Origin of the sequence: Rathayibacter sp. VKM Ac-2762, from assembly GCF_009866585.1 — a bacterium.
Lineage (GTDB): Bacteria > Actinomycetota > Actinomycetes > Actinomycetales > Microbacteriaceae > Rathayibacter.
This window is the reverse complement of record NZ_CP047419.1, coordinates 2,090,776-2,113,843: the sequence shown is the minus strand read 5'-3', so window position 1 is coordinate 2,113,843 and position 23,068 is coordinate 2,090,776. Positions and strand designations below refer to the sequence as shown.

Here is a 23,068-nt window from a genome sequence, read left to right as displayed (position 1 = left end):
CCCCCGCGCAAGCCCGCGCCGCGAATCCGCCGCACCTCCACCACGTGTCGGACCTGCGGCGTAGCGTTGCCGAAGTGATGCGCCCGACGACCCAGACCCTCGGCCAGCTCCGTGCCTCCGGGCACGTGCAGAAGAGCCTCCGCACCGAGATCCGCGACAACCTGCTCGACGCCCTGCGCGAGGGCCGCGACCCCTGGCCGGGCCTGCACGGCTTCGCCGAGACGGTCATCCCGCAGGTCGAGCGCGCCGTCATCGCCGGCCACGACATCGTCCTGCTGGGCGAGCGCGGCCAGGGCAAGACCCGCCTCCTGCGCACCCTCGTCGGCCTGCTCGACGAGTGGACGCCCGTCATCGAGGGGTCCGAGCTCGGCGAGCACCCCTACGAGCCGATCACCACGGAGAGCCGCCGCCGCGCGGAGGAGCTGGGCGAGGACCTGCCCGTCGCGTGGAAGCCCCGCGAGGAGCGCTACGTCGAGAAGCTGGCCACCCCCGACACCAGCGTCGCCGACCTCATCGGCGACGTCGACCCGATGAAGGTGGCCGAGGGCCGCAGCCTGGGCGACCCGGAGACCATCCACTTCGGCCTCATCCCGCGCAGCCACCGCGGCATCGTCGCGATCAACGAGCTGCCGGACCTGGCCGAGCGGATCCAGGTCGCCATGCTCAACGTGATGGAGGAGCGCGACATCCAGATCCGCGGCTACGTCCTCCGCCTCCCCCTCGACGTCCTCGTCGTCGCGAGCGCGAACCCGGAGGACTACACGAACCGCGGCCGGATCATCACGCCGCTGAAGGACCGCTTCGGCGCCGAGATCCGCACCCACTACCCGACCGCCCTCGTCGACGAGGTCGCCGTCATCCGGCAGGAGGCGGACCTCGTCGCGACCGTGCCCGATGCGCTCATCGAGATCCTCGCCCGCTTCACGCGGGCCCTGCGCGAGTCGGGCTCCGTCGACCAGCGCAGCGGTGTCAGCGCCCGCTTCGCCATCGCCGGCGCCGAGACCATAGCCGCCGCCGCCCTGCACCGCGCCACCCGCCGCGGCGAGGAGGAGGCGGTCGCCCGCCCCATCGACCTCGAGACCGCCGTCGACGTGCTCGGCGGCAAGATCGAGTTCGAGTCGGGGGAGGAGGGCCGCGAGGACGAGATCCTCGACCACCTGCTCCGTCAGGCCACCGCCGAGACCGTCCGCGCCCACCTGCGCGGCGTCGACCTCGGGCCGCTCGTCGAGGCGGTCGAGAACGGCGCGATGATCACGACCGGCGAGCAGGTGACCGCCCGCGAGTTCCTGGCCGGCCTGCCGCTGCTGGGCGAGGCCCGCGTGTACGACGAGGTCGCCGAGCGCCTCGACGCCGTGGGGGAGGGGCGCCGCGCCGGAGCGGTCGAGCTCGCCCTCGAGGGCCTCTACCTCTCGCGCAAGCTGAGCAAGGAGACGGGCGGGGGCGAGGCCGTCTATGGCTGATGCTCCGCGCGGCAACCGGCGGCTGAAGCGCGACGCGCGCTACGCGAAGTACGACGGGGGACCCGATCCGCTCGCTCCTCCGGTCGACCTGAAGGAGGCCCTCGACGCGATCGGCGAGGACGTGATGGGCGGCACCTCGCCCGAGCGCGCCCTGCGCGAGTTCCTCCGCCGGGGCACCCGCGACCGCGAGGGCCTGGACGACCTGGCCGCCCGCGTCGCCGAGCGGCGTCGCGAGCTCACGCAGAGGAACAACCTCGACGGCACGCTCCGCGAGATCCGCGAGCTCCTCGACAAGGCCGTCCTCGCCGAGCGCAAGCAGCTCGCCCGCGACACGCAGATGGACGACGGCGACCGCGCGCTCGCAGAGATCCAGCTCGACAGCCTCCCGCCCTCACCGGCCGCGGCCGTCTCGGAGCTCCGCGACTACCGCTGGCAGAGCCCCGAGGCGCGCGCCGACTTCGAGCGGATCCGCGAGCTCCTGGGCCGCGAGATGCTCGATCAGCGCTTCGAGGGGATGAAGCAGGCCCTCGAGAACGCGAGCGACGAGGACCGCGCCGCGATCGACGCGATGCTCCGCGACCTGAACGAGCTGCTCGAGGCGCACGCGCGCGGGGAGGACACCCCCGAGCAGTTCGACGCCTTCATGGAGCAGCACGGCGAGTACTTCCCCGAGGGCCCGGAATCGGTGGACGAGCTGATCGACGCGCTCGCCGCCCGCGCGGCGGCGGCCCAGCGGATGCGCAACTCGATGACCGCCGAGCAGCGCGCCGAGCTCGACGCCCTCGCCCAGGAGGCCTTCGGCACGCCGGAGCTCATGCAGTCGCTCGGCCGCCTCGACGAGACCCTGCGGGGGCTCCGTCCCGGCGAGGACTGGGGCGGCTCCGAGCGGATGGACGGCGAGCAGGGGCTCGGCCTCGGCGACGGGACGGGCGTGTTCCAGGAGCTGGCCGACCTCGACGCCCTCGCCGACCAGCTCGCGCAGACGGACCGCTCCTCCCTCGACGACCTCGACCTCGACCTGCTGGCGAAGCGCCTCGGCGAGGACGCCTCCGTCGACGCGCAGACGCTGAAGCGCCTGGAGCGGGCCCTGCGCGACTCCGGGACCCTGCGCCGCGGCTCCGACGGCCGCCTCGCCCTCAGCCCGAAGGCCATGCGCCAGCTCGGCAAGGCGCTCCTGCGCGACATCGCCGAGACCGTCTCCGGCCGTCAGGGCGCCCGCGACGTCCGGCGTGCGGGCGCGGCGGGCGAGCGCTCCGGAGCGACGCGCTCGTGGGAGTTCGGCGACACCGAGGCCTGGGACATCCCCCGCACGGTGACCAACGCCCTCACCCGCAGCGCCGGCGAGGGCCGACCGGTCGGCTCGGGGGTGCGCATCCTGATCGACGACGTCGAGGTGCAGGAGACGGAGGCGCGCACGCAGGCCTGTGTCGCGCTCCTCGTCGACACGTCGTTCTCGATGGCGATGGACGGCCGCTGGGTGCCGATGAAGCGCACCGCCCTCGCCCTGCACACCCTGATCAGCAGCCGGTTCCGCGGAGACGCGCTGCAGCTCGTCGCCTTCGGCCGACGCGCCGAGGTGATGGACGTCGAGCAGCTGGTGGGCCTGGACGCGGAGTGGGACAAGGGCACGAACCTGCACCACGCGCTGCTGCTGGCCAACCGGCACTTCCGCAAGCACCCGAACGCGCAGCCGGTGCTGCTCATCGTCACCGACGGCGAGCCGACCGCGCACCTCGAGCCCGACGGCGGCGTCTTCTTCGACTACCCGCCGGACCCGCTGACGGTCGCCGTCTCGGTCCGCGAGCTCGACGCGTCGCTCCGCCTCGGCGCGCACACCACGTTCTTCCGCCTGGGCGACGACCCGGGCCTCGCGCGCTTCATCGACTCGCTCGCCCGCCGGGTCGGCGGCTCGGTGGTGAACCCGGAGGCGGAGGACCTGGGAGCGGCCGTCGTCTCCTCCTACCTCGGCGCTCGCGGCGCGGGTCCGGGAGGCAGCGGAGCGCCGGGCGAGGAGCTGTTCGGCCGCGGCTGGAGCTTCTGAGCCCCTCAGGATGCAGGAGGGATCCGCTCCCGCGCCTGAGGATCAGCGCGTCTCCGCCGCTCTGGAGGCGTTCGTCCTGAGTTCTGACAGCGTCCGGCTCAGAACAGCGGCCAGGGCACCGCGGGCATCCCGCCCCGCGGGCCCGGGAAGCGGCCGAAGGAGCCGAGCCGCTCGCAGCGCTTCGCGAACGCGGCGACCTCGTCCTCGGTGAGCAGCTCCGAGAGCGCCTCGCCGAGCGGTCCGTCGATCTGCGCGCGCAGGAGCGCCAGCGCCGTCAGCTCCTCCTCGAGCAGCGGTTCGCCGATCCAGCCCCAGAGGACCGTGCGCAGCTTGTGCTCGGAGTGGAAGGTGAGGCCGTGGTCGACCCCGTAGCGGTGGCCGTCGGGCAGCGCGAGCACGTGCCCGCCCTTCCGGTCCGCGTTGTTGGCGACCACGTCGAACACGGCCATCCGGCGCAGCGCCGTCGAGTCCTCGTGCACGAGGGAGATGTCGCGGTCCTCCTCGTCGCTGCCGTCGAGGACGTGCCGCCATCCGTCGGGCACGGCGTCGGCGGGCACCAGGTCGACCGCGTCCTGGTCCGGATCGATGTCCTGCCAGAGCTGGACCATGCCCGGCCCGAGCGGACCGTCGCGGAGCCACGTGCGCGGCACCACGTTCCAGCCGAGCGCCTCCGAGACGAGGTACGCGGCGACCTCGCGGCCCGCGAGCACGCCGTCCGGGAAGTCCCACAGCGGCTTCTCGCCCGAGATCGGCTTGTAGACGACGGACGTCTCGCCGAGCTGCGCGAGGAACGTCGCGTTCGAGGCGATCGTGATCCGGCCGGCCAGCTCCAGCTCGCCGTCGAGCCCGCCCGGGTCGCTCATGCGAGCGGGCAGTCGTGCCCGTCGGGATCCATCGGCTCGCCGCAGCGGGGGCAGAGCGGACGTCCGGCGCCGACGACCTCGAGGGTGCGCTTCGCGAAGGCGCGCGCCGTCCCGACCGGGATCTTCACCTGCAGCATCTCGGTGGGCTCGGGCTCCTCCTCGGAGTCGTCCTCCGCCTCGGTCAGCGGGTAGGCCTCGATCACGATCTGCGCGGTGGACGGGTCCCAGCCGAGGCTGAGACCGCCGACGCGGAACTCGGGCTCCACGGGCTGGTCGAGCGGGTCGTTGTCGACGAGCTCCGGGGGAGTGCCGGCGGGGACGCTGACCGGGTTGCCCTGGGCGGTCATCAGCTGGTCGAGGATCTCGTCGATCTTCTCGGCGAGGAGGGCCGACTGCTGCTTCTCGAGGCCGACGCTGACCACGCGGGGCCCGGTCTTGGCCTGGAGGTAGAAGGAGCGCGAGCCGGGTGAGCCGACGGTCCCCACGACGACGCGATCGGGCCAGTCGAATCCGTGCACGATCGGAGGCATGCCCCCAGTCTACGAGCGCCCGCCTCCGCAGTGGCTGCGCGCGTCGGGCTCGGGCGGCCTGCTGATCGAGCAGCCGTCTCTTCTGCTGGCCGAGCCCCCCGCGGAGCGGGCGCATCGAGATCCACCGCCGCCGAGCACCCGCATCCCTGCCGCTCGATCGAGCCCTGAAGCGGCCCTCCCGAACCCGCGCCTACTCGTGCCCCGCCCCGCCCCCCACGGCGGCGTCCGCCACGGGGGCCGCCTTCCGCAGCCAGCCCAGGTCCCCGGCGTCCGTGTTCATCGCGACGACCTCGGGCCGCCCCGCGCCGTAGCGGATGATCGACACCGACGCCGGTCCGACGCTGAGCCTCTGGAACAGGTCGAGGTGCATGCCGAGCGCGTCCGCGAGGATCGCCTTGATCGTGTCTCCGTGGCTGACCGCCGCCCACACCGCGCCGGCCCCGTGCTCCTCCGTGACCGCCGCGTCGTGCCGGCGGATCGCGGACACGGCCCGGGCCTGCATCGCGAGCATCCCCTCGCCGCCGGGGAAGACCACCGCGGAGGGCTGGTTCTGCACCGTCGCCCAGAGCGGCTCCGTCGCGAGATCCCGCAGCGAGCGCCCCGACCAGTCGCCGTAGTCGCACTCGGTGATGCCCTTGTCGATCACCGTCGCCGGCGATCCCGTCTGCCGCTCGAGGACGAAGCGCGTGGTCTGCCGGCACCGCTCGAGCGGGCTCGACACCACGGTCGCGAGCTCGACCGCCGCCAGCCGCTCCCCGGTGCGCGCCGCCTGCGTGCGTCCGACGTCGTCGAGCCGCACTCCGGCGGTGCGTCCGGCGAGGATCCCCGCGGTGTTCGCGGTGGTGCGTCCGTGCCGGACGAGGAGGAGCGTGGGCATGGGGCCAGCGTAGGCGGCCGTGCTCCCGCCCCGCCCCGCCGAGGGACCGGGGCCGCGCGACTCCATCGCGGGACGGATGCCCCGACCGCAGCGCCTGCCTAGGGTGGAGGAGCGGCCGCCCACCGCGGCCCGGAAGGGACACACATGGACGGGACGACGCCCCCCGGCATTCCCCAGGACGGCACGGACACCGAGAGCCCCGCCGCGCGCACCGCCGCCGACGGCACCGCTGCCGAGCACACCGACTCCGCGCTCACCGACTCCGCGACCCCCGCATGGGCCGCCCCCGAGGCCTCCGGCCGCCACGGCGAGGTCGCTCTGCGGATCCGCGGCCTCCGCAAGCGCTTCGGCGACAAGGAGGCCGTGAAGGACATCGACCTCGACGTCCCCGCCGGCTCCTTCTTCGGGCTCGTCGGCCCCAACGGCGCGGGCAAGACGACGACCCTCTCGATGGCCACGGCCCTGCTCCGCCCCGACAGCGGCGTCGTCACGATCCACGAGGTCGACGTCTGGAAGGACACCCTCGAGGCGAAGCGGCTGATCGGCGTCCTCGCCGACGGCGTCAAGCTGTTCGACCGCCTCACCGGTCTCCAGCTCGTCACCTACTACGGCCTGCTCTGCGGGCTCGAGCGCTCCGTTGTCGTCGAGCGGACCGACGACCTCCTCGCCCTGCTCGGCCTCGATCCGGCCGACCGCACGCTCGTCGTGGACTACTCCGCGGGCATGACCAAGAAGATCGCGCTCGCCTGCGCGCTCGTGCGCGCCCCGCGCCTCCTGGTGCTCGACGAGCCGTTCGAGTCGGTCGACCCGGTCTCGGCGGCGAACATCCGCGACATCCTGACCGGCTTCGTCGCGTCGGGCGGCACGGTCATCGTCTCGTCCCACTCCATGGACCTCGTCGAGCGGATGTGCGACCGCGTCGCCGTCATCGCCGACGGCCGCGTGCTCGCCTCCGGCACCCTCGAGGAGGTCCGCGCCGGCTCCAGCCTCGAGGAGCGCTTCGTCGAGCTGGTCGGCGGCCGCACCCACCAGGAGGGACCGGCATGGTTGCGCATCTCCTGAGGCTGCGGCTGCTCCTGCTCCGCAACTCGCTGACGCGGAACGTGTGGCAGCTGATCGGCGTGATCCTCGGCGGTCTCTACGCGATCGCGGTGCTCGGCCTGGTCGCGGCCGGCCTGGTCGCGCTCGGAGGCACGGACCCGGCGTTCGCGAACGTCGCGATCGTCCTCGGCGGCTCCGCTCTGATCCTCGGCTGGGTGCTCGGGCCGATCTTCCTGTCCGGCTCCGACCAGAGCCTCGACCTGCCCACCCTCGCGACCTTCCCGATCCCGCTGCGGACCCTCCTCCTCGGGCTCGCCGCCGCGGGCCTCGCGGGCATCCCCGGCGTGGTGACCTCGCTCGGCGCGCTCGCCTCCGCCGCCGCCTGGTGGAGCCGTCCGATCGGCATCCTGCCCGGCCTCGTCGCCGCGGTGATCGGCGTCGCGACCTGCGTGGTCGCGTCCCGCCTGATCGGCGCGCTCACCACGGGCCTGGGCTCGAGCCGCCGCTACCGCGAGGTGATCGGCGGCGTCGTGCTCGTCGTCGTCATCCTGCTCGGACCGCTCTTCTTCGGCCTGACGAACGTGATCCGCGACGGCCTGGACGTCCTGCCCGTGATCGCGGGCGCCCTCGGCTGGTCGCCGCTCGGCGCGATCTGGGCCGTCCCCGGATCCGTCGTCGCGGGCGACTGGGTCGCGGCGATCGCGCGCCTGCTGATCGGGCTCGCGACGCTGGCCGTCCTCGTCTGGGCATGGGCCCGGGCGCTGCGGCACGCGCTCGCGGAGCCCGCCGCGTCCGGCGCGCACTCCGCCTCCGGATCCGCGGGCCTCGGCCTGTTCGGGCGCTTCCCCGGCACCCCGACCGGCGCCGTCGCCGCGCGTGCCCTCGGCTACTGGTGGCGCGACCCGCGCTACAGCCGCGGGCTCCTCGTCATCCCCGCCGTCGTCGTCCTCGCGGTCTTCTACTCCGCGATCGGCAGCGGGGGCGACACCTTCGTGCTGCTCTCGGCCGTGCTCGTCGGCCTGATCTTCGGCGTGACCCTCTGCGCCGACGTGTCGTACGACGGCACCGCCTGGGCGGCGCACGTCAGCTCCGGAGTGACGGGGTCGGCCGACCGCGCCGGTCGCGTCGTCGCCGCCGCGATCATCGGCGTCCCTGCGGTGGTCGTCGTTGCGGTGGGCACCGCGCTGTACGCGGGACGCGCCGACGCGATCCCGGCCGTGCTGGGCATGGCGCTGGCCCTCGTGCTCAGCGGGTTCGGAGTGTCGAGCGTCGCCTCGTCGCTCGTCGTCTACCCCGTGCCCGGGCCGGGGGACAGCCCGCTGAAGACGCCGCCGGGCTCCGGGATGATCTCGAGCGTCGTGATGCTGGGGAGCATGGCCGCGACCGGCCTGCTGGCGCTTCCGTCGATCGTCCTCGGCGCGATCTCGCTCATCGGCGGCGACCCGGCCTTCGGCCTGATCGGACTGGCGGCCGCCCTCGTGCTGGGCACCGTCTTCGCGCTGGTCGGCATCCGCGTCGGCGGTCGGATCGTCGACCGCCGAGCGCCGGAGCTGTTCGCCGCCCTCGTGACGATCGGCTGACGCGGGTGGCGGGGCGCGGGTGGGCGGTGCCCGCCCGCTGCCCGTCTCCGCCCCGCTCCCCGCCCCCGCGAGTGCGCGGAAGTCGTCGCACTCGAGCTCGAGTGCGACGACTCCTGCACACTCGCGGGAGCCGGCGAGGATCGCGCGCACCCGCGAGTGGCCGCGCGCCCGCGAAGGCCCGCACACGGGAGCCGCGGCAGAATGTGGACATGCGCAGCCTCGAAGTCCTCCTCGATCCGGAGTCGGAGGCTCGCGTCCGCAGCCAGTGGGAGGCGCTCGAGGCGGCCGGCATCCCGAGCCTCTCCCTGCACACGTCCGCCAGCAACCGCCCGCACCTCACCCTTATCGCCGGGCCCGAGCTGACCGCCCCGGAGCCGGGCGCGCTCGGTCCGCTGCCGGCGACGGCCGACCTCGGTGCCGTCCTCCTCTTCCCGCACGCCGGGCGCTTCGTCCTCGCCTGGGGAGTGGTCCGCTCGCCCGCCCTCGACGCTCTGCACGATCGGGCCACGCGCCTCGTGCCGGGCGGCGTCGACACCTCGCTCCCGGACGCCTGGACGCCGCACATCAGCGTCTCTCGCCGCCTCCGCGCCGAGCAGCTCGGCGACGCCGTCCCCCTCCTCGGCGAGCCGTTCACCGTCGGCCTCGCGGGCGTCCGCTTCTGGGACGGCGACACCCGCACCCTCACCGACCTCTGAGCCGGACGCTGTAGAAGCCCCCCGACTTCCCCCGCATCCGCCTCCCCAGCTCCCTCCCTGCGGCCCTTCTCCACAGTTCCCCGGACCCCCGGGGCGGCGTCGGAGGCGGCGGGTAGAGTTCCCCGGGTGACAGAGCCCACCGCGACAGCCCTCCCCGCCCCGCCGCTCGCCGACCCCTCGGCGGAGTCCCGCGGCGGCGTCCGGAGCGACGCGGCGAGCGGCGCCCCGGGATCCGGATCCTCCGAGGCGCAGGCGATCCTCGAGAAGGTCTTCGGCTACGGCTCCTTCCGCGGCGAGCAGCAGGCCATCGTCGAGCAGGTCATCGGAGGCGGCGACGCCGTCGTCCTGATGCCCACCGGCGGCGGCAAGTCGCTCTGCTACCAGATCCCCGCCATCGTGCGCCCCGGCACCGGCGTGGTCGTGTCCCCGCTCATCGCGCTGATGCAGGACCAGGTCGACGCCCTCCGCGCGAACGGCGTCCGCGCCGAGTTCCTCAACTCCACCCAGGACGCGGGCGAGCGCAGCCGCGTCGAGCGCGCCTACCTGGACGGCGAGCTCGACCTGCTCTACGTCGCTCCGGAGCGCCTGGGCAACGAGGGCACGAAGCAGTTCCTCGCCCGCGGCCGGATCGCCCTCTTCGCGATCGACGAGGCCCACTGCGTCAGCCAGTGGGGCCACGACTTCCGCCCCGACTATCTCGCCCTGGGCGAGCTCGCCGAGCGCTGGCCCGACGTCCCGCGCATCGCCCTCACCGCGACCGCCACCGAGGCGACGCACCGCGAGATCACCTCGCGCCTGCACCTCGGCGCCGCCCGCCACTTCGTCTCGAGCTTCGACCGCCCGAACATCCAGTACCGGATCGTCAACAAGGTCGAGCCGCGCAAGCAGCTGATCGACTTCCTGCGGCGCGAGCACGCGCACGACGCGGGCATCGTCTACGCCCTCTCCCGCAAGAGCGTCGAGGCGACGGCCGAGGCGCTGCGCTCGGCGGGCTTCGACGCCGTCGCGTACCACGCGGGCCTCGACTCGCGGGTGCGCGCCGCCGCCCAGTCGCGGTTCCTCCGCGAGGAGGGCGTCATCGTCTGCGCGACCATCGCCTTCGGCATGGGGATCGACAAGCCGGACGTGCGGTTCGTCGCGCACATCGACCTGCCCAAGTCGGTCGAGGGCTACTACCAGGAGACGGGTCGCGCCGGCCGCGACGGACTGCCGTCCACCGCCTGGCTCGCGTACGGCCTGCAGGACGTGGTGCAGCAGCGCCGGATGATCGACGAGTCGCCGGGAGACCTGGCGCACCGTCGGCGGATGTCCGCGCACCTGGACGCGATGCTCGCGCTCTCCGAGACGGTCCAGTGCCGCCGGGTGAACCTGCTCGCCTACTTCGGCCAGGAGAGCACCGCCTGCGGCAACTGCGACACCTGCCTCGAGCCTCCCGCCTCCTGGGACGGCACGGTCGCGGCGCAGAAGTTCCTGTCGACGGTCGTCCGCCTCAAGCGCGAGCGCAATCAGCAGTTCGGCGCCGGACACATCATCGACGTCCTCCGCGGCAAGACCACGCCGCGCACCACCCAGCACCAGCACGACGGCCTGGCCACCTGGGGCATCGGCGCCGAGCTCAGCGACACCCAGTGGCGCGGAGTCGCCCGCCAGCTCCTCGCGCAGGGCCTGCTCGGCGTGAACGACGACGGCTTCGGCACGCTCGTGCTCACGCCCGCGTCCGGTTCCGTCCTCAGCGGCGAGCGGAAGGTCGAGCTGCGGCAGGAGCCGGAGAAGCCGGCCCGCTCCAGCGGATCCTCCCGCTCCGGGCGGTCCACCGTCGCCGAGCTGTCGGGCGAGGCTCAGCCGCTGTTCGAGCGGCTCCGGGAGTGGCGCGCCGCGCAGGCCCGCGCGCAGGCGGTCCCGGCCTACATCGTCTTCAACGACGCGACCCTCCGCGAGATCGCGACCGCCGAGCCGGCGACGATGGACGCGCTCAGCATCATCGGCGGCGTCGGCCAGAAGAAGCTGCTCACCTACGGCGAGGCCGTTCTCGCCGTCGTCGCGGGGGAGAGCCCCGAGATCGCCGTCCCGGAACCCGGTGAGGAGGCTCCCGCTCCCCGCCGCGCGCCGGCCGCCCGTGGCGGGTCGTCCCGCTCGCAAGGGGCGAAGCCCTCGTTCGGCCGCGAATCGTCCGGTCCGCCGGTGTCCGCCGCGCAGCCGCCGGAGGACGACTGGGTGCCGCCGGACGAGCCCGACTGGGAGCCCGGCTGGGACAGCTACTGATCCGTCGCTGAGGCGCGCGGTTCACCGCCCGCGACGGAGGCGGGCGCCTGCGCGGGCGATCGTGTTCCGGCGTCCGCGTCGACGATCGTGCCCACCTCGTCACCGACGCGAGCGTCCTCGGCCCGACGCACCGACAAGCGCCCTCAGCCGTTCGCGCCCGTCGACGCCATCCACCCGCCGAGCAGCGTGCAGCAGAACGACACCGCGAGACCCGCCACCGGCACCCAGAACGCGATGCGCCGCCGCACCAGCAGCACGATCGAGACGACCAGCGCCGCGAGGAACGGCACCCACACTCCTCCTGCGGCGAGGACCATCCCGCCCTCGATCAGGCCGATGTCGCAGGCGTTCGATCCGCCGCACGAGTCGCTGGCCATCGCGAAGAACAGCCCGAAGAACGACAGCAGCAGCGTCACCGCGGAGGCCACGAGGATCAGCACGATCGTCAGCACCAGGTCCCAGACGCGGACGGGGCGCCGATGCGGCACCCCGGATCCCGGCGCGGCCGGAGGCCCGGGGGGCGCTGCCGCGACGTCCGAGGGCGGCGCACCCGGAGTCCCGAGAGGCGCGGGCGAGCCGACCACGGGTGGCCCGGCCGCCGGCTGTCGGGCGGGCGGAGGGGGAGGCAGCGGCGGCTCGCTCATGCCGAGAGACTAGCGACGCGTCCTCCGATGAGGCGCCCTCCTCGGCAGAAGCAGCCCGTTCAGCACACGGACGAGCCTCCCCCTCCTCCGCTCCCGTCGGCAGGGACAGCCCGTCCAGCGCACAGACGAGGCGCCCCGCCTCCGCCTGGTCGGTTCCGACAACGCGCTTCCGCCTCCGCCCGGCGCCGTTTGTGCCCGGGCGACGGAACGTTTCCGCCGCGCCGCCGCGAGACCTACCGTGCGAGGACCGCCTCCGCTGCCGCGCCCGTCGGCGCACGACGCACCGGGAGCGGCCCGAACCGCAGACGGTCGAAGGGACACGAACACCATGGTCAGCACCGCTCCCCACCCCCGCTCCGCCGCCGACGCCGCCGACCGGGCGGCCACCGGGCGCACGCGGGCCCGGCGCTCCCGCTCGGGCTCCATCGCGCCCACGCCGCCGGTGGACTCCCTCGGCTCCGAGGTCGACGCGCGCCTGGACGAGGACGGCGCCCCCGCCGTCGACGTCGCCGCCCTCGGCGAGACCCTCCTCGGCCCCTGGCGCGAGCAGCGCCTCGCCAGCCGCGCTCTGACCGCCCGCCCCGAGCTGCACCGCACCGACGGCCTCCCGATGAAGGAGCACCGCCTCCGCGTCTCGGAGCAGATGCGCGTGCTCGCGGCCGAGGGCGGCGTGCACCGCGCCTTCCCGGTCGACCTCGGCGGCGAGGCCGACCACGGCGGCAACATCGCCGGCTTCGAGGAGCTGGTCACCGCCGACCCGTCGCTGCAGATCAAGTCCGGCGTGCAGTGGGGGCTCTTCGGCGCCGCGGTCCTGCACCTGGGCACCCGCCCGCACCACGAGAAGTGGCTGCCGGGGATCATGAGCCTCGAGATCCCGGGCGCCTTCGCGATGACCGAGACCGGGCACGGCTCCGACGTCGCGTCGATCGCCACGACCGCCACCTACGAGGACGGCGAGTTCGTGCTGCGGACGCCGTTCCGCGCGGCCTGGAAGGACTACCTCGGCAACGCGGCGGTGGACGGGCGCGCGGCGGTCGTCTTCGCGCAGCTGGTCACCCGGGGCGTGAACCACGGCGTCCACGCCTTCTTCGTCCCGATCCGCGACGAGCAGGGCGCGTTCCTGCCCGGCGTCGGCGGGGAGGACGACGGCCTCAAGGGCGGTCTGAACGGGATCGACAACGGCCGCCTCCACTTCGACGGCGTCCGCGTCCCGCGCGAGAACCTGCTGAACCGCTACGGCGACGTCGCCGCCGACGGCACCTACTCCTCGCCGATCGCGAGCCCGGGCCGCCGCTTCTTCACCATGCTCGGCACGCTCGTGCAGGGCCGTGTCTCGCTCGACGGAGCCTCGGTCGCCGCGGCGAAGATCGCGCTGACGGTCGCCGTCACCTACGGCGATCAGCGCCGCCAGTTCACCGGCGGCGGCGAGCGGGAGGAGGTGCTGCTCGACTACCAGCGGCACCAGCGCCGCCTCCTGCCGCGCCTGGCCACCACCTACGCCGCCGCCTTCGCGCACGAGAAGCTGCTGACGGCGTTCGACGAGGTCTTCTCCGGCGCGAACGACACCGAGCAGTCGCGGCAGGACCTCGAGACCCTCGCCGCGGGGCTGAAGGCGCTCTCGACCTGGCACGCTCTCGACACGCTGCAGGAGGCGCGCGAGGCCTGCGGAGGCGCGGGCTTCCTCGCGGAGAACCGGCTCACGCAGCTGCGCGCCGACCTCGACGTGTACGCGACCTTCGAGGGCGACAACACCGTGCTCCTCCAGCTGGTCGCCAAGCGCCTGCTGACCGACGTCGGACGCCGCTTCAAGGGCGCCCAGCCCGCGGAGCTGGCGCGGTACGCCGCCTCACAGGTCGCGGGGGCGACCGTCGACAACTCGGGTCTGCGCCGTCTGGCCCAGGTCGTCGCCGATCGCGGATCGACGGCCCGCTCGGTCGGCCAGCTGCGGGAGGACCAGCGCGAGCTGCTCACCGGCCGCGTCGAGAGCATGGTCGCGGGGATCGCCTCACGGCTGCGCCCGGCGTCGAAGCTGCCCTCCGACGAGGCGGCACGCCTGTTCAACGCGCACCAGAGCGAGCTCATCGAGGCGGCGCGCGCGCACGCCGAGCTGCTGCAGTGGGAGGCGTTCACGGAGGCGCTCGCCGGCGTCGAGGACGCGGGCACGCGCACCGTCCTCACCTGGCTCCGCGACCTGTTCGGCCTGGGCCTGATCGAGAAGCACCTCGACTGGTACCTCATCCACGGGCGCCTGTCGTCGCAGCGAGCGGTCGCGGTGACGTCCTACATCGACCGCCTGCTCGCGCGCATCCGCCCGCACGCCGCCGACCTGGTCGCGTCGTTCGGCTACGGGCCCGAGCACGTGCGCGCGGCGATCGCGACCGGCGCCGAGGCGGAGCGCCAGGAGGAGGCGCACGCCTGGTACGAGGCCGCCCGCGCCGCCGGCACCCTCCCCGCTCCGGAGAAGCGCCGCTGAGCCCCTCCGCGGGATGCCGCTCCGGTACGCGACACGCCGCGCGAGGCGCACCGGAGTGGAATCCCGCGGAGACAGGACGGGCAGGGGCGCGTCAGGACGCGAGGAACGCCAGCGCCTGGTCGCGCTCGGCGCGCAGCTCGAGCACGGATTCGTCGATCCGCGCGCGGGAGTGCGCGTCGATCTCGAGCCCCTCGACGATCCGCCACTCGCCGTCGACGGAGCGGACCGGGAACGAGGAGATCAGCCCCTCCTCCACCCCGTAGGAGCCGTCCGACTCGACGGCGGCCGAGGTCCAGGATGTGCCGTCGACCCAGTCGCGCACGTGGTCGATCGCGGCGGAGGCGGCGGACGCGGCCGAGGAGGCTCCACGGACCTCGATGATCTCGGCGCCGCGCTTGGCGACCCGCGGCTCGAACTCCGTGTGCAGCCACTCGGCGTCGAGCAGCTCGGGCACCGGCCGTCCGCCGACGGTGGCGTGCGTCGCGTCGGGGTACTGCGAGGCGGAGTGGTTGCCCCAGATCGCGACGCCCTCGATCGCGTCGACGGGGGCGTCGAGCTTCGCGGCGAGCTGCGCGACCGCCCGGTTGTGGTCGAGGCGCGTCATCGCGGTGAAGCGGCCGGCGGGGATGTCCGGGGCGCTGCGCCGCGCGATCCAGGCGTTGGTGTTGGCCGGGTTGCCGACGACCAGCACACGGATGTCGGAGGCGGCGTGCGCGTTCAACGCGGCGCCCTGGGGCCCGAAGATGCCCGCGTTCGCGGCGAGCAGGTCGGCGCGCTCCATGCCCGCGCTGCGCGGCCGGGCGCCCACGAGGAGGGCGACGTTCGCGCCGTCGAACGCGGCGGCCGGGTCGTCCGTCGCCTCGATCCCGCGGAGGAGGGGGAAGGCGCCGTCCTGCAGCTCGAGCGCCGTGCCTGCGGCCGCGCGGAGGCCGGAGGGGATCTCGAGCAGGTTCAGGCGGACGGGGACGTCCGGTCCGAGGAGCTGACCCGAGGCGATGCGGAACAGGAGCGCGTAGCCGATGGCGCCTCCCGCTCCCGTGACCGTGACCGTGACCGAAGTGCGCTGCTGGTTCATGCGCCGAGCGTATTCCCGTCGGCTGGGGGAGGGGGAGGAGTCAGCCGGACGGCGGGCCCTCGGCGGGAGGCGCCGTCGACCCGCGGAGCACGAGCTTGTTGCGCAGCCGCACGTGCGGCTCGGCCACGCTCCCGCCGTCGATCAGCGTCAGGAGCGCCCGGGCGGCCGCGCGCCCCACGCGGTGCAGCGGCTGCCTCACCGTCGTGAGCGCGGGGACCACCCGGGAGGCGTCGGGCACGTCGTCGTAGCCGACGACCGACAGCTGCCCCGGCACCGAGAGGCCCAGCGCCCGGGCCGCCTCGATCACGGCGATGGCGGAGGCGTCGTTCGCGGCGAAGACCGCCGTCGGGCGGTCGGGCAGCAGCAGCAGCTCGTGGGCGGCGACGAGGGAGGGGTCGTGCCGGTAGTAGCCGACCCGCACGAGCGCGGGGTCGTAGGGGAGGCCGGCGTCCGCGAGTGCCCGCTGGTAGCCCGCGCCGCGCCGGTGCGACGACTCCAGGTCGGGGCGGCCCGCGACGAAGCCGATGCGGCGATGGCCGAGCCCGATCAGGTGGCTCGTCGCCAGCTGCGCTCCGCCGAAGTCGTCGGTCGCCACCGAGTGCAGCTCGGTCTGCGCGGTCAGCGGATCCACGACGACGAGCGGCAGGTCCGACGGGGGGATCACGCCGGAGGGAGTCACCAGGATCGCTCCCGCTACGTGCGCCTCGGTGAGGCGCCGCAGGGACTCCTGCTCCCATCCCGCCCGGCCCCGGCGGCTCGCCCCGCTGCCGGCGAGGAGGTCGAACCGGGTCCCCCGGAGCGCCGTCGCCACTCCCTGCAGCACCTCCGTGCCGAACGGCTCGAAATCGCCCAGGAGCACGCCGATGACGCCCGAGCGCTCCGCGCACTCCGTCGTCACGACCTCCTGCTCGGCCTCCGCCGTCGCCGCCCCTGCGGACATCCTCGTCCCCTCCCGCCGTCCCCGCCCGGCCGCGGCGGAACGCGGTCATCGCCTCGCTGCGCTGCTCCGGACGGTTGAGAACACGTCCTTGCAATCGGGAATGTTCCCGGTAACATTGCCCGCAAGACTAGCTGAGGGAAAGCTCAGCAGTCGAGAGAGACGAGTGTCGGGCAGCCTTTCTCCCCTCAGTGCTGAGGGGGTCGAGAGCTGGAGCTCGCGTGGCCACGCTGTGGAAGCCGCCGCGCACGAGCCGTCCGCCGCTCTCCGCGCGTCCTGCGCTCCAGGCGCGGCCGAACGCCCCTCGGGCTGCGCCGCGCTCCGTCCTCTCGCGGCCTCGGGCCGCGCCACCACTCCGCGCCGTCCGGCGCTCGACCTGATCGGCGACGATGCCGATCGAGTGAGGAACACCATGTCCACGCGACGCACCCCCCGACCCCTCTGGCTCGTCCGCTCGGGCGCCGCTCTCGCCGGCTGCCTGCTCCTGTCCGGCGTCGCCGCCGCGGCCGCGGCCGCCGACACCGAGTACGGCTCCGACGACGTCGACGTGAACGTCAGCATCGAGGAGCTGGAGCAGCCCGGCGCCCTCTCGATGTCGATCGACGGCACCTCCGCCACGCTCGCCGAGGAGGGCTCCACCCCGACCGTGCGCGCGTTCACCGGGCAGCTGCCCGACGTGACCGTGACGGACACCCGGACCGTCGACGAGATCCCGGCCGGAGCCGGCTGGTACGTCCTCGGCTCGGCGAGCGCCTTCACCGGCGACGCGGACCAGGAGGACATCTCCTCCGACCACCTCGGCTGGACGCCGGTCCTCGTGGACGGCGGCGAGTCGGGCCTCGTGTCCGAGGGCGACCCGGTCGACACGATCCTCGACGAGGGCGCCGACGCCGTGGGCCTGTTCGACCAGGAGCTGCTCGCGCTGTCGCTCGACTCGCAGGAGACCGCGACGGACGGGTCCTGGACCGTGTCCGCGGGCCTCACCCTGAAGACCGAGGCCGACGTCGCCCCCGGCGACTACTCCTCCGTCCTGACGCTGTCGCTGTTCGAATGACCCCGATGCGCGCAGTCGCCTCCACGGCGATCGGCGCCCTCCTCGCGGCGGGCCTGCTCGCCTCCGGCGCGGCTCCGGCGACCGCGGCCGGCGCGTGGTCGCCGAAGGCCTCGTACACGTCGACGGACCGCGGCGACGGCACCTACTCCGTGCCGCTGCTGAACGCCGACGTGCCCGACGTCAGCGTCGAGCGCGTGCCCGCGGCCGAGAACGACGAGGGCCGCGACATCTACTACATGATCAGCACCACGATGCACCTGAGCCCGGGCGCCCCGATCATGAAGTCCTACGACCTCGTCAACTGGGAGATCGTCAACTACGTCTTCGACCGGCTCGAGATCGGCGACCGCTTCTCGCTCCGCAACGGGCAGAACTCCTACGGCAACGGCCAGTGGGCCTCGTCGCTGCGGTACCACGACGGCCGCTACTACGCGGTCTTCAACACCAACAACCTCGGCGGCTCCTACCTCTACTCGACCGACGACATCGAGGACGGAGCCTGGACCCGCACAGCCCTCGGCCGCGCCTTCCACGACCCGTCGCTGTTCTTCGACGACGCGGACGGCGGCACGCCGTACATCTTCTACGGCTCCGGATCCACCAGCGCCGTGAAGCTGAGCGAGGACCTGACGACCGTCGTCGCGGAGTACCCGAACATCCTCCGCACCTCGGACTACCCGGGAGCCGGCTACCTCGGCGGCCTGTTCGAGGGCGCGCAGGTGCAGTACATCGACGGGCAGTACTACATCGTCATCATCACGTGGCCCTCGGGCCAGGGCCGCCAGGTGGCGCTGTTCCGCTCCTCCGAGCTGCTGGGCCGCTACGCGACCGCCGACGGCAGCAACCCCTACGAGGGCAAGGGCGTGCTGAACTCCAGCGGGTTCGCCCAGGGGAGCCTCGTGCCGATCGCGAAGGAGGACGGCTCGACCGCCTGGCACGGCATGTTCTTCCGCGACAGCTTCCCGACCGGCCGCATCCCCGGGCTCATCCCGGCGACGTGGAAGGACGGCTGGCCGACGTTCGGGACGAACGGCTCGGTGCCGGTGGGCGGGAGCTTCCCGAAGCCGATCCGCCTCAGCCCCGAGGAGGAGCTGTTCGAGCGGCAGAAGAGCATCGTCGTCTCGGACGACTTCGACAACGACGCCCCGGCGAAGGCCTACCAGGACGAGTCGTGGACGATCCCGCCCGCGCCCGCCTACGACGCGTCGCTGCTCGGCGTGCAGCTGCTCCAGAACCCGGGAGCGGAGTCGGGGACGGCGCCGTGGGCAGGCCAGTTCGGCGCGACGCTGTCGGCCGACACGACCGACCCGGCGTCCGGCACCGCCGCGCTCCGCGTGGGCACCCGCACGCTCAACGGCTCAGGCCCGAGCCAGGTGCTCGCGAACAAGCTGCAGCGCGGCGTGACCTACACCGTGTCCGCGAAGGTGAAGTACACGACCGGCCCCGCGTCGGTCCGCTTCAACCTCTGCGCCGACTTCGGCGCGGGACCCGTGACGATGGCGTCCGCCGCCGTCACGCAGGGGCAGTGGACGACGATCACGGGGACCTACACGGTGCCCGAGACCGCGAACGTCGGCAGCGTGAAGTTCGCCGTCGAGACGCCGTGGGGCAACCCGCAGCCGGCGTCCTCGAGCACCGAGTACCTGCTCGACGACGTCTCGCTCGTCGGCGCCGCCCCCACCCTCGAGCGCCCGACGGCCGCCGAGATCCAGCCGAACGGCTCGACCCTCGCCCTCCCCTGGCAGTGGAACCACGCCCCCGACAACCGCTACTGGTCGCTGACCGAGCGCGAGGGCTGGCTCCGCCTCACCAACGGGAAGGTGCTCAGCGGAACGGCCGCGCACACGCGTCTCTCGGGCTCGCCCGAGATGACGTACCTGGAGGAGGCGCGCAACACGCTCTCCCAGCGCATCGTGGCTCCGAAGCAGTCGGCGGAGGCGGCGTTCGACGTCTCCGGGATGAAGGACGGCGACGTCGCCGGGCTCGCGGCCTACAACCGCGGCTTCTCCTACGTCGCGGTCAAGCGCGTGGACGGCGTCACCACCGTCGGCGTCGTGAACCGCAGTCAGCCGTTCGCGACCACGTTCGACCAGGCGGCCGTGGAGTCCTTCCTCCCCGGCACCACCGCCGCCCTCGGCGACGCCTCGCAGGTGCGCCTGAAGGCCGATCTCGAGCTCTCGGCCCCGGCCGGACAGCTCTGGACGACCTTCTCGTACAGCCTCGACGGGACGAGCTGGACGAAGCTCGGCAGCCGCGTCGGCCCGCAGACCCTCGACGGTCAGCTCACGCACTTCATGGGCCACCGCCTCGGGCTGTTCAGCTACGCGACGAAGACCGCCGGCGGCCACGTCGACGTCGACGAGTTCCTCCTGAGCGACACCCTCTCCTCGGAGGGGAAGGCGCTCGACCGCTCGCAGCTCGACGCGGCCGTCGCCCACGCGGCGACGCTCCGCTCCGACGACTACCCGGCCGACGCCTGGTCCGACCTCCAGTCGGTCCTCGCGAAGGCGCAGGCGGTCGGCACCGCGGGATCGCAGAACCAGATCGACGCCCCGGAGCGCGCGCTCAGCTACCAGCTGGCCCGCCTCGGGACGCTGAAGGAGGCGTCGCTCGACGTGACCGCCGCCGCCGCGACCCGCTGCATCGCGGGGAAGGTCGTCGTGACCGTGCGGGCGACCAACGCCGACGACGTGCCCGTCGCCCTCCGGATGGAGAGCGCCTCCGGCACGAAGACGGTCGCCGCGCTCGCACCCGGCGCCACGACGAGCCACGCCTTCACCACGCGGGCGGCCTCGGTCCCCGCCGCCGAGGTGGTCGTGACTGCGACCGCCACCCTCGACGGCGAGCCGGTGACGACCACGGTGAGAGCGCCCCATCCGGCCGCGTCCTGCGGCTGAGCACTCCGGGGGCGGCCCGCGCGGCCGCCCCCGCCCCCGAACGCGTCAGCGGCACCCGTCGCCGACGATCTCCTGCACGACACGATCAAGGAGGATCCGTGAGATCACCACAACGAGAAGCCGCTCCGAAGGGGCGGTTGCGGCTGAGGCTGCTGGCCACGGCCGCGCTGACCGCGCTCCTGGTGGCACCCTTCGCCGCCCAGACCTCGTCCGCCGCTGAGGCGGAGCTCATCGTCAACGGCGGCTTCGAGAGCGGCATCAGCAGCTGGTTCGTCAACAACGGCAACGCCGCCGACGCCGGCGCCATCGCGACGACCACGGACGCGCGCACCGGCACCGCCGCAGCGCTCGTCACGGGTCGCACGACCACCGGCGCGGGCGCCATGCAGGACCTCAGCGGCAAGGTCGTCGCCGGCCAGACCTACCAGGTCAAGGCGCAGATCAAGTACGAGAACGCCGCGAGCCCCGCGACCAAGCAGTTCTTCGCCACCATGCACTACGGCGGAGGCACCTACACGAACCTCGCGAGCGTCACGGCCACGAAGGGGCAGTGGGCGACGATCAACGGATCGTTCACCATCCCCGCCGGGCAGAGCGTCGCGACCGCGCGCCTCTTCTTCGAGACGCCGTGGACCGCGACTCCCTCGGCCGCGCCCGAGACGCACCTCATGGACTACAAGCTCGACGACGTCTCGCTGGTCGGAGCGGCGCCGCCCGCGCCCGCCTCGCGCACCATCGAGGTCGTGGGCAAGATCCCGGGCGACCACAACCCGCTCATGGGCTGGAAGTTCGGCGCCGACGGCTTCGGCTTCGTCGAGAACGGCCGCGTGTACATGTACATGACGAACGACACCCAGGGCTACGCTCCGAACCCCGCCACGGGCGTCTCGGCGGGAATCGACTACGGCAAGATCAACCAGATCACCGTGATCTCCTCGGACGACCTCGTCAACTGGACCGACCACGGCGAGATCCAGGTCGCCGGCTCCACCGGCGTCGCGCCCTACACCGGCAACTCGTGGGCTCCCGGCATGGCGAAGAAGACCGTGAACGGCGTCGACAAGTACTTCCTCTACTACGCCAACGGCGGCGGCTCCAGCAACGTGATCACCGGCGACTCGCCGGTGGGCCCGTGGACCAGCCAGCGCACCTCCACGCTCATCAACGCGTCCACCCCGGGCGCCGAGGCGGTCGCGTGGAAGTTCGACCCGGCACCGCTCGTCGACGACGACGGCCAGGGCTACCTGTTCTTCGGAGGCGGACCCGCCTCGACCGCGCTCCCCGCGGCCGAGCGCTTCAACAACCCGAAGAACATCCGCGTGATCGAGCTCGGCGACGACATGATCTCGACCCAGGGCACCTCCGCCGTCGTGGACGCGCCCGTCGCGTTCGAGGCGGCCCAGGTGTTCAAGCGCCAGGACAAGTACTACCTCTCGTACTCGTCCCACTTCGGCGGCAACGACTTCGGCGGCAACCAGACCCGCGAGCCCGGCTACCCGGGCGGCGGCGAGATCGGCTACATGATCTCGGACGACCCGATGTCCTGGCCCAAGGAGAACTACGCCGGCGTGATGTTCCCGAACCAGAGCCGCTTCTTCGGAGCCGGCACCGGCGGCAACAACCACCAGTCGGTCTTCGAGCTGGGCGGCAAGTACTACTTCACCTACCACGCGCCGACGCTCAACAAGCGGATCAACGGCGACACCACCCAGGGGTATCGCAGCCCGCACATCCAGGAGCTGCAGTTCAACGCCGACGGCACGGTGCAGCAGGTGGTCGGCGACTACAAGGGCGTCGACCAGGTGAAGGACTTCGATCCGTACCGCACCTTCCCGGCCGAGACCATCGGCTGGAGCAAGGGCATCGCGACGGCGCCGCTCGGCACCCCCGCCGCGGGCGCGACCCAGAACCTCGTGCTGAAGGACCTCGACAACGGCGACTGGACCGCGCTGTCGGCCGTCGACTTCGGGGACACCGGAGCCGCGACGTTCACCGCGAAGGCCAAGACGCTGCAGGCCGGCGGCACCGTCACCGTCCGCCTCGACTCCGAGACCGGGCCCGTCGCGGGCACCGTCGCGGTGAACGGGACGACCGGTGAGTGGACCGACGTCAGCGCCGCGCTGACCGGAGCGACCGGAGTGCACGACGTGTTCTTCAGCTACTCCGGACCCTCCGGCGACCTGTTCGAGCTCGACACCTTCGCCTTCACCGAGGGCGAGGCGGCTCCGGCGCTCGACATCACGGCGAGCGCGGCGACCCGCTGCATCGCGGGCAAGGCGATCGTCACCGTCCAGGCGAGCAACGGCTCCGACGTCCCCGTCGGCGTGACCTTCACGTCGACGTCCGGCACGAAGTCGTTCACCTCGGTGGCGCCCGGCAAGACCGTGTCGCACGCCTTCACCACCCGTCAGGCGAACCTGCCCGCCGGTGCGGTGACCGTCGAGGCCACGGCCACGATGAACGGCGCCCCCGTCGAGACGGAGGTGAGCGCTCCGTACGCGGCGCGCCCGTGCTCGTAGCGCACGGCTGAACCATCGGGGAGCGCCCCCGGCCCTGCGGGGCCGGGGGCGCTCCTGCGCGTGCGGGGGAGATCTCGATGCGCCCCTCCGGGGCCGCTCGATCAGCATGTGCGCCGTCCT

General features: G+C 73.3%; 16 protein-coding genes. 10 read left to right on the top strand and 6 right to left on the bottom strand.

The window, feature by feature from the left end; all coding sequences use genetic code 11:
- Positions 1-77 precede the first annotated feature (77 nt).
- Together GTU71_RS09975 and GTU71_RS09970 are read left to right on the top strand one after the other, a co-directional pair.
- Entirely contained in the window at positions 78-1,460 is a 1,383-nt protein-coding gene (locus GTU71_RS09975) for a magnesium chelatase (protein ID WP_159939831.1), read from the top strand.
- Complete coding sequence (locus GTU71_RS09970; protein WP_159939829.1) at positions 1,453-3,501, top strand: VWA domain-containing protein; 2,049 nt, start codon at positions 1,453-1,455, stop codon at positions 3,499-3,501. Before GTU71_RS09975 ends, GTU71_RS09970 begins: the two co-directional genes overlap by 8 nt.
- Before the next feature lie 98 nt (positions 3,502-3,599).
- On the opposite strand, the gene GTU71_RS09965 is transcribed toward GTU71_RS09970, so the two are convergent.
- From GTU71_RS09965 to GTU71_RS09955, 3 genes are all read right to left on the bottom strand, one after another.
- Positions 3,600-4,364, bottom strand: coding sequence for an SCO1664 family protein (locus tag GTU71_RS09965; RefSeq protein ID WP_104226043.1), 765 nt, complete (start codon positions 4,362-4,364; stop codon positions 3,600-3,602).
- Positions 4,361-4,894, bottom strand: coding sequence for a DUF3090 domain-containing protein (locus GTU71_RS09960; RefSeq protein WP_104225051.1), 534 nt, complete (start codon positions 4,892-4,894; stop codon positions 4,361-4,363). Before GTU71_RS09960 ends, GTU71_RS09965 begins: the two co-directional genes overlap by 4 nt.
- Before the next feature lie 190 nt (positions 4,895-5,084).
- On the bottom strand, positions 5,085-5,771 hold the full coding sequence (locus GTU71_RS09955; RefSeq protein WP_104262322.1) for a histidine phosphatase family protein: 687 nt from the start codon (positions 5,769-5,771) through the stop codon (positions 5,085-5,087).
- 144 nt (positions 5,772-5,915) lie between these two features.
- Between GTU71_RS09955 and GTU71_RS09950 the strand changes: the two genes are divergently transcribed.
- The 4 genes from GTU71_RS09950 (at position 5,916) to recQ (ending at position 11,349) form a co-directional block, all read left to right on the top strand.
- A complete protein-coding gene (locus GTU71_RS09950) occupies positions 5,916-6,833 on the top strand; it encodes an ABC transporter ATP-binding protein (protein ID WP_104297253.1) in 918 nt (305 codons plus the stop codon).
- Complete coding sequence (locus tag GTU71_RS09945; protein WP_104295981.1) at positions 6,815-8,392, top strand: transporter; 1,578 nt, start codon at positions 6,815-6,817, stop codon at positions 8,390-8,392. The genes GTU71_RS09950 and GTU71_RS09945 overlap by 19 nt, the downstream gene beginning before the upstream one ends.
- Before the next feature lie 209 nt (positions 8,393-8,601).
- Positions 8,602-9,087, top strand: coding sequence for a 2'-5' RNA ligase family protein (locus tag GTU71_RS09940; protein WP_159939827.1), 486 nt, complete (start codon positions 8,602-8,604; stop codon positions 9,085-9,087).
- A 126-nt stretch (positions 9,088-9,213) separates the two neighbouring features.
- A complete protein-coding gene (gene recQ / locus GTU71_RS09935; protein WP_347877593.1) occupies positions 9,214-11,349 on the top strand; it encodes a DNA helicase RecQ in 2,136 nt (711 codons plus the stop codon).
- Between the two features lie 143 nt (positions 11,350-11,492).
- Here the strand turns inward: recQ and GTU71_RS09930 are convergent, their stop codons facing one another.
- Positions 11,493-11,993 (bottom strand): DUF6264 family protein, encoded by a 501-nt coding sequence (locus tag GTU71_RS09930; protein ID WP_244230523.1) that lies wholly within the window; start codon positions 11,991-11,993, stop codon positions 11,493-11,495.
- A gap of 328 nt (positions 11,994-12,321) precedes the next feature.
- Here GTU71_RS09930 and GTU71_RS09925 point away from each other — a divergent pair, with 328 nt between their 5' ends.
- Positions 12,322-14,466 (top strand): acyl-CoA dehydrogenase, encoded by a 2,145-nt coding sequence (locus GTU71_RS09925; RefSeq protein WP_159939825.1) that lies wholly within the window; start codon positions 12,322-12,324, stop codon positions 14,464-14,466.
- 91 nt (positions 14,467-14,557) lie between these two features.
- Here the strand turns inward: GTU71_RS09925 and GTU71_RS09920 are convergent, their stop codons facing one another.
- Positions 14,558-15,541: a malate dehydrogenase gene (locus GTU71_RS09920; RefSeq protein WP_159939823.1), complete on the bottom strand. Its 984-nt coding sequence runs from the start codon at positions 15,539-15,541 to the stop codon at positions 14,558-14,560.
- Positions 15,542-15,581: 40 nt separating this feature from the next.
- Positions 15,582-16,481, bottom strand: coding sequence for a substrate-binding domain-containing protein (locus GTU71_RS09915; RefSeq protein ID WP_159939821.1), 900 nt, complete (start codon positions 16,479-16,481; stop codon positions 15,582-15,584).
- Positions 16,482-16,890: 409 nt separating this feature from the next.
- Here GTU71_RS09915 and GTU71_RS09910 point away from each other — a divergent pair, with 409 nt between their 5' ends.
- The 3 genes from GTU71_RS09910 to GTU71_RS09900 all read left to right on the top strand — a co-directional run bounded on the left by GTU71_RS09910 (position 16,891) and on the right by GTU71_RS09900 (position 22,948).
- Complete coding sequence (locus tag GTU71_RS09910; RefSeq protein WP_104233676.1) at positions 16,891-17,532, top strand: hypothetical protein; 642 nt, start codon at positions 16,891-16,893, stop codon at positions 17,530-17,532.
- A 5-nt stretch (positions 17,533-17,537) separates the two neighbouring features.
- The gene (locus GTU71_RS09905) at positions 17,538-20,429 is read left to right on the top strand and encodes a family 43 glycosylhydrolase (RefSeq protein WP_244230522.1); all 2,892 of its coding nucleotides are present in this window, start codon (positions 17,538-17,540) and stop codon (positions 20,427-20,429) included.
- A gap of 98 nt (positions 20,430-20,527) precedes the next feature.
- Positions 20,528-22,948 (top strand): family 43 glycosylhydrolase, encoded by a 2,421-nt coding sequence (locus GTU71_RS09900; protein WP_208543569.1) that lies wholly within the window; start codon positions 20,528-20,530, stop codon positions 22,946-22,948.
- Positions 22,949-23,068: the final 120 nt, after the last annotated feature.